At 70.5% G+C, this 15,738-nt stretch carries 15 protein-coding genes and 1 pseudogene; 5 read left to right on the top strand and 11 right to left on the bottom strand.

Going from position 1 to position 15,738, the window contains the following annotated elements; genetic code table 11:
• Positions 1-85 precede the first annotated feature (85 nt).
• From QLQ12_RS20090 to QLQ12_RS20100, 3 genes are all read right to left on the bottom strand, one after another.
• Entirely contained in the window at positions 86-1,396 is a 1,311-nt protein-coding gene (locus QLQ12_RS20090) for an extracellular solute-binding protein (protein WP_282761745.1), read from the bottom strand.
• A gap of 124 nt (positions 1,397-1,520) precedes the next feature.
• Positions 1,521-2,537 carry a LacI family DNA-binding transcriptional regulator gene (locus QLQ12_RS20095; protein ID WP_282761746.1) on the bottom strand — a complete coding sequence of 339 codons (1,017 nt, stop codon included), beginning with the start codon at positions 2,535-2,537 and terminating at the stop codon, positions 1,521-1,523.
• A 90-nt stretch (positions 2,538-2,627) separates the two neighbouring features.
• Positions 2,628-5,537, bottom strand: coding sequence for a glycoside hydrolase family 3 protein (locus QLQ12_RS20100; protein WP_282761747.1), 2,910 nt, complete (start codon positions 5,535-5,537; stop codon positions 2,628-2,630).
• Positions 5,538-5,766: 229 nt separating this feature from the next.
• Here QLQ12_RS20100 and QLQ12_RS20105 point away from each other — a divergent pair, with 229 nt between their 5' ends.
• Positions 5,767-7,128, top strand: a complete 1,362-nt coding sequence (locus QLQ12_RS20105; protein ID WP_282761748.1) for an FAD-dependent oxidoreductase — start codon at positions 5,767-5,769, stop codon at positions 7,126-7,128.
• Positions 7,129-7,145: 17 nt separating this feature from the next.
• Here the strand turns inward: QLQ12_RS20105 and QLQ12_RS20110 are convergent, their stop codons facing one another.
• Positions 7,146-7,697, bottom strand: a complete 552-nt coding sequence (locus QLQ12_RS20110; RefSeq protein WP_282761749.1) for a CG0192-related protein — start codon at positions 7,695-7,697, stop codon at positions 7,146-7,148.
• A 45-nt stretch (positions 7,698-7,742) separates the two neighbouring features.
• On the opposite strand from QLQ12_RS20110, the gene QLQ12_RS20115 reads away from it, so the two are divergent.
• Entirely contained in the window at positions 7,743-7,919 is a 177-nt protein-coding gene (locus QLQ12_RS20115; protein WP_282761750.1) for a hypothetical protein, read from the top strand.
• Between the two features lie 149 nt (positions 7,920-8,068).
• Here the strand turns inward: QLQ12_RS20115 and QLQ12_RS20120 are convergent, their stop codons facing one another.
• From QLQ12_RS20120 to QLQ12_RS20130, 3 genes are read right to left on the bottom strand one after another with little or no spacing between them, the layout of a single operon-like run.
• The gene (locus tag QLQ12_RS20120; RefSeq protein ID WP_282761751.1) at positions 8,069-9,226 is read right to left on the bottom strand and encodes an acyl-CoA dehydrogenase family protein; all 1,158 of its coding nucleotides are present in this window, start codon (positions 9,224-9,226) and stop codon (positions 8,069-8,071) included.
• 17 nt (positions 9,227-9,243) lie between these two features.
• A complete protein-coding gene (gene fabG, locus QLQ12_RS20125) occupies positions 9,244-9,990 on the bottom strand; it encodes a 3-oxoacyl-ACP reductase FabG (RefSeq protein WP_282761752.1) in 747 nt (248 codons plus the stop codon).
• A 10-nt stretch (positions 9,991-10,000) separates the two neighbouring features.
• A complete protein-coding gene (locus QLQ12_RS20130) occupies positions 10,001-11,149 on the bottom strand; it encodes an acyl-CoA dehydrogenase family protein (protein ID WP_282761753.1) in 1,149 nt (382 codons plus the stop codon).
• A gap of 102 nt (positions 11,150-11,251) precedes the next feature.
• Between QLQ12_RS20130 and QLQ12_RS20135 the strand changes: the two genes are divergently transcribed.
• Complete coding sequence (locus tag QLQ12_RS20135) at positions 11,252-11,878, top strand: TetR/AcrR family transcriptional regulator (RefSeq protein ID WP_282761754.1); 627 nt, start codon at positions 11,252-11,254, stop codon at positions 11,876-11,878.
• A 23-nt stretch (positions 11,879-11,901) separates the two neighbouring features.
• Here QLQ12_RS20135 and QLQ12_RS20140 read toward each other — a convergent pair whose 3' ends face one another.
• The 3 genes from QLQ12_RS20140 to QLQ12_RS20150 form a co-directional block, all read right to left on the bottom strand.
• Positions 11,902-12,867, bottom strand: coding sequence for an S-4TM family putative pore-forming effector (locus QLQ12_RS20140; protein ID WP_328518293.1), 966 nt, complete (start codon positions 12,865-12,867; stop codon positions 11,902-11,904).
• A 70-nt stretch (positions 12,868-12,937) separates the two neighbouring features.
• The gene (locus QLQ12_RS20145) at positions 12,938-13,189 is read right to left on the bottom strand and encodes a hypothetical protein (RefSeq protein ID WP_282761755.1); all 252 of its coding nucleotides are present in this window, start codon (positions 13,187-13,189) and stop codon (positions 12,938-12,940) included.
• 59 nt (positions 13,190-13,248) lie between these two features.
• Entirely contained in the window at positions 13,249-13,584 is a 336-nt protein-coding gene (locus QLQ12_RS20150) for a hypothetical protein (RefSeq protein ID WP_282761756.1), read from the bottom strand.
• 99 nt (positions 13,585-13,683) lie between these two features.
• Here QLQ12_RS20150 and QLQ12_RS20155 point away from each other — a divergent pair, with 99 nt between their 5' ends.
• Both QLQ12_RS20155 and QLQ12_RS20160 read left to right on the top strand, forming a co-directional pair.
• Entirely contained in the window at positions 13,684-14,109 is a 426-nt protein-coding gene (locus QLQ12_RS20155; protein WP_282761757.1) for a hypothetical protein, read from the top strand.
• 58 nt (positions 14,110-14,167) lie between these two features.
• Positions 14,168-15,031 (top strand): L,D-transpeptidase, encoded by an 864-nt coding sequence (locus QLQ12_RS20160; protein ID WP_282761758.1) that lies wholly within the window; start codon positions 14,168-14,170, stop codon positions 15,029-15,031.
• A gap of 193 nt (positions 15,032-15,224) precedes the next feature.
• Here QLQ12_RS20160 and QLQ12_RS20165 read toward each other — a convergent pair.
• Positions 15,225-15,464, bottom strand: a pseudogene (locus tag QLQ12_RS20165) (helix-turn-helix domain-containing protein); the annotation flags it as partial.
• Between the last annotated feature and the right edge of the window lie 274 nt (positions 15,465-15,738).

A 15,738-nucleotide genomic window follows, 5' to 3' on the forward strand; every position in this document is an offset into this window, starting at 1 on the left:
GGTTTTTAAACAAAACCACCGGCCACGCCGGGCCCATTCCATTCGGGGGGCGGGCGGTGGTCACCGCCCGCGCCGCGCGTCACGCCTATTTGCCGAGGTCGGCCAGGTTCTCGTGGTACGGCTTGGCGATCTCGTCCAGGAACGCGTCCGGGGTCTTCGAGCCGTTGATCAGCCCCTGGGTGCCCGCGACCATGACGTCGTAGTAGCCGGGCGCCGGCCAGTCGGGGTAGAAAGCGAGCCCGTCACTGGTCGAGATCTTGTTGAAGGTCTCGACGAGTTCCCTGTTCTTCGGGTCGGTGATCTGCGACGCGTCGGCCGCGACCGGGACACCGCCGCTGTTGCCGAGCAGCGCCTGCACCTCCGGCGACATGGTGATGTCGATGAAGTCGTACGCCAGCGCCTTGGCCTTGCTCTTCTCCGGCACCACCCAGAGGTTGCCGCTGGAGCCCGGGTGCAGCTTGTTGCCCGGGAAGAGGAAGGTGCCCCACTCGAAGTCCTTGATCTCCTTGGCGAACCGGCCGTACCACCAGGATCCGGAGATCAGGATCGGGAACCTGCCTTGGGTGAAGGAGACGCCCATGTCCTCGGCCCTGATGCCGGCCGAGTCCTTGCCGATGTAGCCCTTGGCGACCCAGTCGGCGAAGGTCTGCGCGCCGTAGGTGAACTGCGGCCCCTTGAAGTCCACCTTGTTCTTGAAGAGCTGGTAGTCGTCGATGAACGCCCGGTCCGCCTTCGACAGGGCCAGCTCGTAGAAGATCTGCTGGGCCGGGTACTCGGCGCCGCCGACCGCGAGCGGGGTCACCTTGTTCGCGACGAAGGTGTCCATCACCTTGGTGAACTCGTCGAGGGTGGCCGGGACCGCCAGTTTGTGCTGCTCGAAGAGCTTCTTGTTGTAGAAGACGGTGACGAACTCGCCGTAGTTGGGCACGCCGAAGAACTTGCCGCCGCCCATAATGCCGTCTTCGTCGTACTTGGCGGTGGCCTGCAGGCTGGCGCTCAGCTTCTTGTCCCAGCCGCGCTTCGCCGCCTCCGCGGAAAGGTCGGTGAGCAGGCCCTGCTTGGAGAGCAGGCCGGCGGTCGCGTTGCCCTTGTTGTATTCCAGGATGTCGGGCGCGCTGTCGGAGTTGAGGATCATCTGGGCGTTCTGCTGGATCTGCTCGAAGCCCTTCTCCTCGAACTTGACCTCGACGCCGGGGTGGCTCGCCTTGAAGAGTTCGATCGCCTTGTTCCAGGCGACGCCCATGGCGCTCTCCGGCGCCTCGTAGTGCCAGAGGGTCAGGACCTTCGCGTCGGCGCCCTCGGTGGATCCGTCGTCGCCGCTGCTGCAGGCGGTGAGGCCGAGGGTCGCTGCCAGAAGGAGAGCACCGGCGGCCAGGCCGGAGCGTGATCGGAACATAGCCGTCCTCCCAGGGGGACTGGTCGAGGAAGTCGCTGGGGAAGCGAAACGGTCAAGCGAGGCTCCGTCGAAGCGCTTCGACGATGGCTCTTGTCGAGACGCTATGGAACGAGCGTGGCTCATGTCAACGGTGTGACGTGGAGATTTCGCGGCAGCTGTCCCGCTCGACCAGGCTCGGTTCGAGCAGGCGGGTGTACTCGACGCGACGGCCTTCCAGCAGCCGCATCGCGGTCTCCACGGCCAGCGTGCCGACGTCGTGCGCGGGGATGTCGATCGAGGTCAGGTTGACCGGCATCGAGATCGCCACGTCCCGTGGGCAGATCGCCACGATCGAGATGTCCTCGGGCACCCGGCGGCCGGTGGCCCGCAACAGGTCCAGCAGCGGCCGCAGCGCCTCCTCGTTGTGCACCACCAGCGCGGTGAGGCCGTCGAGTTCGGCGTCCAGGTCGGCCATGCAGGAGCGGACACCCTCGGCGCCCGGCTCGCACGGGTGCGTCACCGTCCGCAGGCCGAGGTCGGCCGACGCCTCCAGGAAACCGGCGAGGAAGCGGTCCGCATATGTCGTCTGCCGCCGGTAGACCGCCGGCGACGGGCCCACCAGCCCGATCCTGCGGTGGCCGTGCCCGGCCAGGTGGGACAGGGCCGTCCGGGCCGCCGCGCCGAAGTCGAGGTCGACGCAGGCGATGCCGGTGTGGTCGGCGGGCAGGCCGATCAGCACGGATGGCTGCTTCAGCTTGCGCAGGGCCGGGATGCGCAGATCGTCGCGCTCCAGGTCCATCAGTATCAACGCGTCGACCATGGTGCTGTGCGCGACCCGCTCCAGGCCGGCGGTGCCCTCGTCCTTGGTCAGGAGCAGGACATCATGGTTGTACGACCGGGCGGCGGTCACCACGGCGGTGGCGAACTGCATGATGACCGGCACGTTCACGTCCACCCGCAGCGGCGCGACCAGGGCGATCACGTTGGTCTTGCTGCTGGCCAGGGCACGGGCGCCGGCATGCGGGTGGAACCCGAGCTCGGCGATGGCGGCCTGCACCCGGGCCCGGGTCTCCGCCGAGATCGGGCGACGGCCGCTCAGGACGTAGGACACCGTGCTGGGCGACACTCCGGCCGCTTTGGCGACGTCGTTGATCGTCGGCACGGAGCCTCCCCAAGTCGCCACAGCGTGTCCTTCCGTCGATCCTACTGATCAGCGCCGGGTGCGCCCGGACGGGCACACCCCCGCCCCCCGTCATCGAATGCTGAACGTGGCCAGGCGCAGGCCCGGGCCGGGCACCAGATAGACGTCCTGGCGACCGGAGAACCGGGCGAGCGTGGCGGTCACGGTCGCGTACCGGTAGACGCCCCCGGTGTCGGCGAGTGTCGCGGTGCCGAGCAGGCGTCCGGCGGGCGAGCCCAGGCGCACCTCGATGCTTCCGCTGCCCGCGGCACGGGCGGTGAAGGTGGTGCCACCACGCAGGGCGGCGTCCTTGAAGGCGATCCAGTCACCGGCCGCCGAGGCGCCGACCACGGTGCCGCGGGCCTTGGTCTCGTCGAGCAGGCGAGCTCCGGCGTACGCGTCGAAGGTCTCCGCCCTGGTCTCCTGGCGGAGATCCCGCGGCGGGATCGTCTCACCGCGAACCGCGAGGGTGGCCCGCTGCCGGATGTCGCTCGACGACGAGCCGAGCAGCACGTCGTGAACCGCGGTCTCGGTCACCCAGCGCTGCCGGGTCTGATCCCAGCGGGCCAGATCGGCGGGCTTCAGCGCGAACGTGACGGTCTCCGACTCACCCGGCGCCAGGGTGACCTTCTCGAAGGCCCGCAGCTGCTTGTTGGGCTGGGCGTCGCGGGAGGTGCGCTGGTGGGTGTAGAGCTGGACCACCTCGTCACCGGCCCGCTTCCCCGCATTGGTGATCCGCACGCTCACGTGGCCGTCCTTCACGACCGGCACGCCGTAGCGGAACCGCGTGTAGGACAGGCCGTGACCGAACGCGTAGAGCGGCGTGGCCTCGCTGTACAGGTAGGTCTGGTTCGTGTTGACGATGTCGTACTGGAGCAGGTCGGCCGGGAGCTGGCCGGTCGACCGGTACCAGGTCTGGGTCAGCCGGCCGGCCGGGTTGACGTCGCCGTAGAGCACGTCGGCGACCGCGTGCCCGGTCTCGGCGCCGGCGTGGGTGGTCCAGAGGATGCCGGGCACGTGGGCCTGCGCCCAGTTGATCGTCTGCGGGTAGCTGCTCTGCAGCACCACGACCGTGCGCGGGTTGGCCGCCTTGACCGCCTTGATCAGGGCCTCCTGGCGGGCGCCGAGATCGGTGGAGGCCCGGTCGTGGACCTCCCGGCCGGCGACGAACGGGTCGGTGCCGACGACGACCACCGCGGTCTGCGCCTTCTTCGCCCGCGCGGCGGCCTCGGCGACACCGTCGACCAGCACCTCCCTGGCGAACTTCGCCGCACCGGCGGCGTCCGGGGACCCGAGGGTCAGGTTGCCGTCGGCGCCGACGGTCACGTAGTGGTTGGCCCCGAACCAGGACTCCTGCGTCTCATAGCCGGTGTAGCGCAGCACGAACGTGCCGTCGGCCTGCCGCTCCTGCTTGAACTGCTGCTGCACGAACCAGCCGTTCGGCTCGTCGGCGTTGGCCACGAACGGGCCCCAGTTGTAGCTGACCAGCTTGCCGTTGGCCACGCTGCGCAGCGTGGAGACGCCGTCACCCCAGTCCACGCTGTCGAACTGGGCGGCCGGGGTCGCGCTGGTCTCGGTGACGCCCACGGCGGTGGCGCCGGCGGCCACGTAGCGGCCGGTCGACACCTCCTTGAGGGCGATCCGGTCGGCGCCCGCGCTGGTGGAGACCGACGACGCCCGCTCGGTGATCCCGTCGAGGACGCTCACCCGGTACGGGAGCTGTCCCCCGTACCAGTCGCTGTAGAGCTTGTCGGCGGTCGGGCCGACGACCGCGACCGAACCGCCGGCCGTCAGCGGGAGAATCCCGTCGTTCTTGAGGAGCACCGCGGCCTCCGCGGCGGTCTCCCGGGCCAGCGCGCGATGCGCCGGGCTGTCGATCACCGAGGGCGAGATGCGCGCGTACGGGCCACCGTCCGGGTCGAACTCGCCGAGCCGGAAACGGATGCTCAGCGCGTTGCCCGCCGACCGGTCGATGTCCGCCTCGGTGAGCAGCCCCTGCGCGAGGGCCTCCTTGATCGCGGTGACCGTGGGCACGGCGTTGGTGTCGTTGACCGTGAAGCTGTCCAGCCCGGCCTTGACGGTGGCGGCGTTCGCCTCGGCCTGGGTGGCGAAATAGGCCTGGGAGCCGGTCAGGTTGGTCGGCGCCCAGGCGTCGCTGACGTTGAAGAGCCGCTGCTCGCTCCAGTCTCGCACGAGCGTGCCGAGATCGGGGTCGACGGTCGCGGGCCGCCCGTTGATCAGGTTGTAGGAGGCCATCACACCGGTCGCGGCCTCGTTGGTGAGCGCGATCTCGAACGGCTTGCGGTCGTACTCGTTCAGCACGCGCTGCGGCACGTTCGACGAGGTCCGGTCGCGTAGCGTCTCGTTGTTGTAGGCGGCGTAGTGCTTGATCGTCGGCGCGGTCTTGAGGTGGTCCGGGTCGTCGCCCTGCAGTCCCCGGCCGTAGGCGGTGGCGATCGCGCCGGAGAGCAGCGGGTCCTCGGAGTAGCCCTCCTCGTTGCGGCCCCAGCGCGGGTCGCGCAGCAGGTTGACCACCGGCGCCCAGGTGTTCAGGCCCCAGACGACCGGGTCCTGGGCGTGGAAACCGCGCAACTCGTCGCCGACGGCCGCGCCGACACGCTTGATCAACGACGGATCCCAGGTGCTGGCCAGACCCACGGCCTGCGGGAACACCGTCGCCGTCGCGTCGATCTTGGCGGAGTTGTTGCGGTAGTCGTTGGACCAGGCGACGCCGTGCAGCGCCTCGGTGCCGGACTTGAACACCCTCAGGCCGAGCCGCGGGATCGCCGGCTGGTACTGGTGCAGCAGGGAGATCTTCTCATCGAGGGTGAGCCGGCCGACCAGGTCGTCGACACGGGTGGCCAGGGGCAGGCTCGGGTCACGGAACGGATAGGCCGGATCGGCGGCCCGCGCCGCGCCCGGGGCGATCGGCACGACAAACAGGGCCGCGACGAGCGCGGTCAGCCCGCGTCTGAGACGCATAGCGATCTCCTTCGCATTTATATAAGGGCACGGTGGAATGACCGCCCGGCAGCTTGACCAGCGGTTACCCAATCGGCAAGAATCGGTCGAAGCGCTTCGACGATCGGTCACGGAAACAGACGGCAATGACGTATCGGTGAGGGTCACCATAGAACCGTGACGATGTGGCGGGCAACCACTCCGCGCAGCTTTGACGGAAATCCACCGGCAACACAGGCAGAATGGCCGGGTGCGACTCATCGTGATCGGCGGCGACGCGGCAGGCATGTCCGCCGCGTCCCAGGCACGGCGCCGGCTCAAGCCCGGCGAACTCGAGATCGTCGCGTTCGAGCGGGGCGACTTCACGTCCTACTCGGCCTGCGGCATCCCCTACTGGGTGGGCGGGCTGGTCGACGGGCCGGACGCGCTGATCGCCCGCGACCCCGCCACCCACCGGGAGAACGGGATCGAGATCCACACCGGCCACGAGGTCACCGGCATCGACCTCGCCGCCCGGACCGTCACCGTCCGCTCCGCGAACGGCACCCGCACCGAAGACTTCGACCAGCTCGTGTACGCCACCGGCGCCAGCCCGATCCGCCCCGGCTGGGCCGACACCCCGGCCCAGGGGATCTTCGGCGTGCAGACCCTCGGGGACGGCGCGGCGCTGCAGGAGTGGCTGCCCGGCCGGAGGACCGCCGTGGTCATCGGCGCCGGTTACATCGGCGTCGAGATGGCCGAAGCGCTCCAGCGCCGCGGCCTGCGGGTCACCCTGGTCGAACGCGCCGAGCAGCCGATGTCCATCATCGACCCGGACATGGGCACCCTGGTCGCCGACGCGATCCGCGGCCTCGGCATCGACCTGCGCACCGGCGTCACCGTGGAAGCCCTGGAGACCGCCGGCGGCCGGGTCAGCGCGGTCGTCACCGACGACGGCGTGCTCCCCGCCGACGTGGTCGTGCTCGGCCTGGGCGTGCGCCCCGACACCGCGCTCGCCGACGCCGCCGGGCTGCCCCTCGGAGCGACCGGGGGGCTCGCCACCGACCTGCGGCAGCGCGTCACCGGGCCGGACGGCATCGTCGAGGGGGTGTGGGCGGCCGGTGACTGCACCCAGGTCACCCACCTGGTCAGCGGACGTCCCATGCACCTGCCGCTCGGAACCCACGCCAACAAGCAGGGGCGGGTCGCGGGCATCAACATCGGCGGCGGGTACGCCACCTTCCCCGGGGTGATCGGCACCGGCATCACCAAGATCTGCGACCTGGAGGTGGCACGGACCGGGCTCTCCTCCCGCGAGGCCGAAGCGGCCGGATTCCAGTTCGTCACGGCGACCGTCGAATCCACCAACCGGGCCGGCTACATGCCCGGAGCGGTGCCGATGACCGTCAAGGTGATCGCCGAACGGGACACCGGGCTGCTGCTCGGCGCCCAGATCGTCGGGCGGACCGAGGCGGCCAAACGCATCGACGCCTTCGCGGTCGCCGTCTGGAACCGGATGACCGTCACCGACATGACCGCACTCGACCTGGGGTACGCGCCGCCGTACGCCCCGGTGTGGGACCCGGTGCTGATCGCCGCCCGCAAGGCCACCGAGGCCGCCGAGGCCCGCTGACACTCGCCGCCGGCCGGTTAGGACAGGACCGCCAGGACGGCCGGCGAGCCGTCGCCGTCCCAGGCGCCGGTGAGGGTGGCGCCGGGCGGGACCGGGCCGAGGACGCGGATCACGGTCAGCTCTCGCGCGCCGGCGGCGTCGCCGCTGCCGCGCAGCCGCAGGGACGGTTCCCGGCGGACCAGCTCCCCGTCGCTCTCGACCTCCTCCACGGCCTCCCGCCCGGCGGTCCTGATCACCTCGGCCACCTGGGCGGCGTAGACCGGGTCGCCGGCCGCGTCGTAGACCCAGCGGGTGCCCAGCACCGAGTGTTCGGTGGTGCCGACCAGCCACTGGTCGGCCCCGGCCAGCGGCGCGCCCCGATAGGTGAGCGGCACGTGCAGCAACGACCCGTCCCCGGCACGCACGATCATCGTCTCGATGCCGACCTCGCCGGCCGGGTCGTCGAAGCGCGCCGAGGCGACCCGCTCCGGCGCGGTCGCGGGCCCGGTGTACCAGGAACGGGTGGGCAGCCAGCGGGCGAGCAACTCGGCCTTGCCCGGGACGATCTGTGCCTTGTGGAGGAGCGCCATGCCCGGCAGCCTAAGTCACCGGCACACATCGCCGCAGACCGATCGGTGGCCCGCCCCTGGCAGGGTGGGGCCACGCCCTCGCTGAGCGGCGACTGGGGGCACTCGGCCGCGATCGCGCTGGTCGGCGGCCTGGCGGCCGGCGCCGTGGTGGTCAATGTGGCCGCCGCCGTCCGCGGCCGCCGACACCGGCGGCACGACCCGCTCCACCCCGCCGGACAGTGACCGTTCCACCCGGCGCCCGGCGGTGTGCGGGCCCACCGGATCGGCCCGCAGCGGGCGCTGCGGGCCGGACCACGGGGGATGGTCGCATGGTGGCTCCGCCGACGGCCACGGCTTCGGTTCGGCGGGGTGGCCGTACGACATCGGCGTTCTTAGAGCCCCATGTCCTTCGCGATGATCATTTTCATGACCTCGGACGTGCCGCCGTAGATCCGGTTGACCCGGTTGTCGGCGTAGAGGCGGGCGATCGGGTACTCGTTGATGAAGCCGTAGCCGCCGTGCAACTGCAGGCAGCGGTCGATGACCCGGTGCGCGACCTCGGTGCAGAAGAGCTTCGCCGAGGCGGCCTCGGCCGCGGTCAGCTCGCCCGCGTCGAGAGCCTCCAGAGCGCGGTCGGCGACCGCCTGCGCGGCGTCGACCTCGGCCTGGCAGGCGGCCAGCTCGAACTTGGTGTTCTGGAAGCTCGCGACCGTCTGGCCGAAGACCTTGCGGTCCTGCACGTACAGCTTGGCGAACCGGACCGCTGCGGCGGCCTGCGCGTACGCGCCGTAGGCGATGCTGAGCCGCTCCTTCGGCAGGTTCTTGCCGAGGTAGGAGAAGCCCTTGTTCTCCTCGCCGAGCCGGTCGCCGACCGGCACCTTGACATCGACGAACGCCAGCTCGGCGGTGTCCGAGGTGCGCAGGCCCAGCTTGTCGAGCTTGCGGCCGACCGAGTAACCGGGCAGCGTCGTGTCGACGACCAGCAGGGTGATGCCGAACCGGCGGTCGTCGGGCTTCGGCGGGGAGGTGCGCGCGCAGACGATCACCCGGTCGGCGAGGACACCGCCGGTGATGAAGGTCTTGGCGCCGTTGAGCACGTAGTGCGTGCCGTCCTCGGACAGTTTCGCCGTGGTGCTCATGCCGGCCAGGTCGCTGCCGGTGCCGGGCTCGGTCATGGCCAGCGCGTACATCGTGTCGCCGGAGACGAAGTCGGGCAGCCAGCGCCGCTTCTGCTCCTCGGTGCCGAGGTCCAGCAGATAGGGCAGGCCGAGCGCGACGTGCGCCCCGGCCGCCCCGAACGAGACACCGGCGCGGGTGGTCTCCTCGGTCTGGATCGCGGCGAACTTGAAGCTGTCGATGCCGGCGCCGCCATACTCCTCCGGCACCTCGATGCCGAACAGGCCCAGCTCGGCGAGTTGCTTGTAGAAGTCCCGCGGCACCTGGCCGTCGACGAACCACTGGTCGTAGCGGGGAACCACCTCGGTCTCGATGAAGTCCCGCAGAGTCTGCCGGAACGCCTCGTGGTCCTCATTGAAAACAGTGCGGCGCATTGTCGTGCTGGTCCCTTCTAGAGACGGCGTCCGCCGTCGACGTAGATCGTCTGGCCGGTGATGAAGGAGGCGGCATCGCTGGCCAGGAAGGCGACGACCCGGGCGATGTCCTCGGGCCGGCCGACCCGGCGCAACGGGGTGATCTCGGCGGCCTTGGCCCGCATGTCCGCGGCGGAGATGCCGACCCGGGCGGCGGTGGCGTCGGTCATGTCGGTGACGATGAAACCGGGCGCCACCGCATTGACGTTGATGTTGAACGGACCCAGTTCCATCGCCAGCGTACGGGTGAGGCCCTGGATGCCGGCCTTCGCGGCGGCGTAGTTGGCCTGCCCCCGATTGCCCAGCGCGGACACGCTCGACGTGTTCACGATCTTGCCGGCGCGCTTGGCGACCATGTGCCGCTGGGCCGCCCGGCTGCACAGGAACGCGCCCCGCAGGTGCACGCCCATCACGATGTCCCAGTCGGAGACGGACATCTTGTGCAGCAGATTGTCGCGCAGCACACCGGCATTGTTGACCAGCACGTCAACCCCGCCCAGTTCGCCGGCGACCTTGTCGACGACCGCGTCCACCTGGGACTCGTCGGCGACGTCGCAGCCGTAGGCGACCGCCGTGCCGCCGCCCGCCCGGATCCGGTCGACGGTCTCGACGCAGGCCTGCTCGTCCAGGTCGAGCACGGCGACGGCCGAGCCCTCACGGGCGAACTGCAGTGCGGTGGCCGCGCCGATACCCCGCGCGGCGCCGGTGACGATGGCGACCCTCATGGAACCCCCTTTAAAAAGCACTGATCCCGGTCAGCGCACGGCCGATGAGCAGTTTCTGGATCTGGCTGGTGCCTTCGTAGAGGGTGGTGACGCGGGCGTCACGCATGGCCTTGCCGACCGGGAACTCGTCGACGTAGCCGTACCCTCCGAAGATTTGAATGGCCTGGTTGGCGGCCTTGACGGCGGACTCGGTGGCGAACAGCTTCGCCATCGACGCCTCGGTCCGATAGGGCAGGCCGCGGTCGACGAGGTCGGCGGCCCGCCAGACGAGCAGCCGGGCGGCGTCGGCCTCCACCGCGATGTCGGCGATCATCTCCTGGACCAGTTGATAACCGGCGATCGGCTTGCCGAACTGGGTGCGCTCCTTGGCGTAGGCGACACCGGCCTCGAGGCAGCCGCGGGCCAGGCCGACCGAGCCGGCGGCGACCGCGATCCGGCCCTTGTCGAGCGCCGCCATGGCGATCTTGAAACCGGTGCCCTCGGCGCCGAGCCTGTGGTCGTCGCCGACTCTGACCTCGTCCAGGCCGAGCTCAGCGGTGGCCTGCCCGCGCAGACCGAGCTTTCCCTTGATCTCTTTCCGGCGCAGGCCGGGTGAGTCGGTGGGAACCAGGAAGGCGGTGATCCCCTTCGGCCCCGGGCCGCCGGTGCGCGCGAAGATCAGCGCCACGCCCGCCCAGGTGCCGTTGGTGATGAAGATCTTCTCGCCGGAGATCACCCAGTCGTCGCCGTCACGGACCGCCTTGGTGATCAGCGACCCGGCGTCGGACCCGGTGCCCGGCTCGGTCAGCCCGAAGCAGCCCAGCAGCTCCCCCGCGCACATGGCCGGGAGCCATCGCTGCCGCTGGGACGCCGTCCCATACGCCTGGATGCTCTTGGCCACCAGCCCGAGCGAGACCGAGACGATGCCGCGCACCGAGGTGTCGCCGCGCCCCAGCTCCTCCATCATCAGGCAGTAGGTGAGGAAGTCCCCGCCCGAGCCGCCCAGCTCCTCGTCGATGCCCAGGCCGAGGAAACCCAGATCGGCGAGTTTGCCGACGATCTTCGTGTCGACCTGCTCGGCGCGGTCCCACTCGGTGGCGTGCGGGACGACCTCGCGGTCGACCCACTCGCGGGCGAGATCACGGAACTGCTGCTGCTCCGCCGTCAGGCTGAGATCCACGGCGACTCCCCGAGTCTGTCGAGTAACTGAACGCTGTTAGGTTCTTCGTGCCATGCTAACTTAACAGCGTTAGTCAAACCACCCCCTCTCCTGGAGGCCCGCATGCCCCGGCCGACGACGCCGCTGCTCAGCCAGGCCGGCATCCGCGCGTCCGCGCTGGAGATCATCGACCGGGACGGCCTGGACGGCCTGAGCATGCGTAAACTGGCCGCCGCCCAAGGCGTCTCGGCCCCGGCGCTGTACTTCCACTACCCCACCAAGGAACACCTGCTCGACGACGTGGCCAACGAGATCATCGAGAAGGTGGACGTGTCCGCGTTCGTCCACGGGTGGCGTGAGGGCCTGCTGACCTGGGCCAGGTCCTATCGGGCGGCCCTCGCCGAGCACCCCAACATCGTCCCGTTCCTGGCACGCGGCCCCGGCCAGCGCGACGCCTCCCTGCGCCGGGCCGACACCATCCACGGTGGCCTGGTCGCCGCCGGCTGGCCCCCACGCGACGCCACGATGATCGGCGCCTCCACGAAATACCTGGTCCTGGGCGCCGCGATGGGCAGCTTCTCCCGGGGATTCGTCGACGACGTCCAGGTCTACCTGGACCGCTACCCCTCCCTCGGCGACGCCCACCGCCTGCGCGAACACGCCGACACCGTCGACCGGGACAGCTTCGAGTTCGCCCTGACGATGTTCGTCGACGGCCTCGCCGCCCGGCTCGCCCACCCCACCCGCTGACGGGTCCGCTCACGGTCGGCCGGTCAGGTGCGGGTCCGGGGCGGGCGCGACTGGAGGCCGGCCGCCAGCAGGGAGCGGCGCATCTCGGCGAGGCCGGCGGTGAAGTCGCTGCTGTCCTGGGTGTAGTAGCGGTGGAAGAACCAGGTCGGCACCCGCGGCGCCCGCCGGCGGGACAGGAACAACTGGTCCTGCACCTGCCGGGCCATCAGCCACAGGTCCTGCTGGATCACCGGGTCCTGGCCGAGGGCCGCCGACTGCAGGCAGCGGGCCCGGGCCCACCGGGCGACACGCCGCCGCTCGGTGAAGATGCCGCGCTGTTCGCGGAACGTGTCCCAGCCGAGCATCAGCATGCCCAGCGACGGCACGCACCACTGCACGATGAAGTCGGTGACCGTCGACCCGCGGACCATGGCGGTGAGCAGGCCGATGGCGGCCCAGGTGAGGATGCCGCTCAGGACGATGCGGGCGTAACGGTGGCGGACCCGGCCACCCCAGGCGAGGTTCTGCTGCTGGCGCACCAGCACGTCGAACGGGGCCGGCAGGTTGGGCATCTCGTAGGAGACGCGCAGCGAGTCCTCCGGGCCGCGGAACCGGCCGCTGAGCTTGTGCACGTCCTCGGTGGGCACCTCGTCGCCGGCGAGCGCGTGGTTCCAGGTCAGATGGAACAGCCGCACCTCGAAGGTCTCCTGCAGCAGCGCGGCCCGGAGCAGTTCGCGGTGCGCCCAGGAGGCCAGTCCCATCGAGTAGATCAGCGCCCACAGCGCCCCGGCGACGGTGACCGTGATGCTCAGCGACCGGATGAACGGGGTGGAGTTCACCGAGCCGGCGAAGACGGTCATGAGGCCGATGGCGGCGAGCGTGATCGAGATCCCGATCCGCAGAGCGGCCAGGCGACGAACCCTGGTGTGCGACACCGTCATCGCACGAATAAGGTGACAGAGCGTCAGCTCAAGCTGACGCTGCCGCATCACGGGTCTGCGGTCGGACATGCGCGCCACCGCCTGTCCAAAGATCTGATTGGATACGACAAGGTTATCCCCGAAAATCAGCTATGTTCATCTATTTCTCCAGATGGCGGCATGCGCGCGGCGACTGAACGGCCCCGGCGGGCGAGAGGCGGGCCGCGCGGACAGCCGGGTGGAGCCCGGGGATGCCGCCGATGACGAGGGGCGCGGCCGACCCTCCGGCCGGCGCCCGGCCGGGGACGACCCAGGGCCATCGCTTGTACGTGGAGTAGCCGGCGGTCACGGCCGCCCCGGACGGGACACCCGAACCTCGTGCGGCGTCGACGGCGGCGCGGGTCGGAGTCACCGCCCTGAACTTCGAGGAGGTAGTCCCGGCGAGTCCCATCGGCTCCGTCGGTGGCTATGTCAAGGACCGCGCCGCTCTCTCACCGGCCTCGGGTCTGCGTCCTCGACGTAGCTGATCTCGATGTCAGGCAACTCGTTCTGCAGCTCATAGGCCAGTCCCAGTCCGGTCTGTCGCCAGCGGTCCGCTTCCTCCACGTGGGGAAAGTCGAAGCCCGTCAGAGCAACGCCATTGAACTGGTCATTCCACGCTCGCAGCCGCCGGACAAGCCGCGCGCTGACGCCCAGGTCCTCAAGGGCCACCGGACCCATGTGCTCCATGTCCGAGTCCCAGACCGGGTCGTCGACTCCATACTCGGCCATGACCCTCAGGGCCGACGGCCGGTACGGCTTCTCCACTTCTCGATCCTGCCATGACGGTTACCTCAGCGCGTGGACGAATACGTGACCGACCGACGGCGACGGGCTCGCCGAGCACCTCTCACATAGTGTTCGGTGGTGCGGGAGACAGTGACGTATCTGGAAAAGACGAACCGTGGCCAGTTGATACCGGCTGATCCCGTGCGCGATCTGGCCCTGGAATCCCTGGCCCGCAGTTCACCACTGGTTGTCGAACTCCGATCCCGGATCGGCGTGACCGGTAACGCGTCACGCACCGGCCCAGCTGCCGGCTGCCAGCCCAGGTGGTGTGCGGAAGGCCCGGATGTGCGAGAGCTGGATCCGCTCGAAGTCCACCAGGTCCGGCGGGACCTCGACGACGCCGCCCGCCGCGAGAAGTCGCTCGACCCGGTCGAAGCCGAGGCGCTCACCCAACGCGATGATGTCGAGCGTGGACTCGTGGCCGCGGCGCGGATCCGCCTCATCGAACAGCCCGATGGTGAGAAAGCCCAGCCCGCGCAGCAGGCGATCATGCTAAGCCGGTGATGTTAAGCCGGTGAACGGCCGATAAATCCCTCGAAGGAGACACCGCTACCCTGGGCTGATGCCGATCAGCCGGAGCCGCCTGTCCCTGGTGTCGCTGACGGCGGTCGCCCTGATCGTCGCTGTCATCGTGGCCGTCGGCCTGGCCCGCGGCAGCGAACCCGACGCCGCCCAGCCGAGCACGCCCGCATCCGCCGCCCCGTCCGCGTCCGTGTCCGCCGCCGCTTCACCGACCGTGCCACCGGCCGCGGAGCCGCCCGCCGGCATGCCGGTCATCGCCTACGCGAAAGGGCCCCGCGGCCTGCCGGCCGACCCCGACCCCGAGTCGGTGGTCCCGGTCACCGAGGCGCTGCGGCCCACCACCAGGATCGCGTTGTACGACGCTCCGGGCGGCCGTGCCCGCGCCTGGCTGCCGCCCCGGATCAGCGGCCTCCCGGTCGTCGCCCCGATCGTCGCCCGCGAGAACGGCTGGGCCGCCGTGCTGGTGCCCGCCGCCAACCGCAGAATCGGCTGGGTGCCCGAGGCCGGCTGGCGCGCCGAACCGCTGCGCGACCAGCTTCTGGTCAACCTGGCCGCACGCCGCCTCACCTGGCTGCGCGACGGCGCCGAGCAGGGCCGGTGGAGCGTGGCGATCGGCGCCGACCGCAGCCCGACCCCGCTCGGCCGAACCTTCGTGCTCGGCCGGACCGGCACGTCCGGCGCCGTCTATGCCGGGCTGGACGCCCTGGTGCTCGGCTCGGTGCCGGACGAACCGGAGAAGCTGGCGGCCAGCCTCCAGGGCGCGCACACGGGCATCCACGCCTGGTCGAACAGTTCCGCCTTCGGCCGGGACGTGTCCAACGGGTGCGTCCGCACCCCGGCCGCCGTCCAGCGGAAACTGCTCGCCCAGGTCGACCCGGGCACCCCGGTCGTCGTCACACCCTGATCTCTCGTAACAGCGGCCGCCGTTACGGCCGCCTTCGTTACAGCGGCCTTCGTTACAGCCGCATGATCGCCCTCGACAGCTGAGGCGCGCCGGCACAGCTCGTCCACCGGCTCTGCGCCGACCGTGGCCCACCCACCGCACACCGCGGACCCTGATCGCGTCGCGTCGCGAGGTGCGTGACGAACCGGGACGCCGGCGCGGCCTCCCGAAGCATCTCCCGGCGCACCTCGTCGAGCAGATCCGGCATCGCCAGCCCGAGCGCCCGGCAGATCGCCGCCAGCACCTCCGACGACGCCTCCTTGGTGCCGCGCTCCACCTCCGAGAGGTACGGCAGCGACACCCCCGCCACCCCGGCCACCTCCCGTAGGGTCCGGCCCTGGCCCAGCCTTATCCGGCGCAGAACCGCCCCGATCACCCGCCGCAACAGTGGCATCCCCGTCTCCTCCCACAAGTCGTCCGCTGCCATCATCGCTGCTTTCCCCGGACGGTGTTAAGCTGGGCCGCAATCGGATCGACGGATGTCGGCGTTCTCTGGACGCCCCCGATGATCCCCCTCACCGCTGGCTCTCGGCCGGCTGTTCGAGGCACTGCCGATCCATCGCGGACGCCGCTTCCGGCGGACCGCTCCCCCGGACCGCCTCACACCCGGCTTCCGGCGGACCGCTCCCCCGGACCGCCTCACACCCGGCTTCCGGCGGGCCGCTCCC

The organism is Actinoplanes sandaracinus (assembly GCF_030009775.1).
Classification (GTDB): Bacteria; Actinomycetota; Actinomycetes; order Mycobacteriales; family Micromonosporaceae; genus Actinoplanes; species Actinoplanes sandaracinus.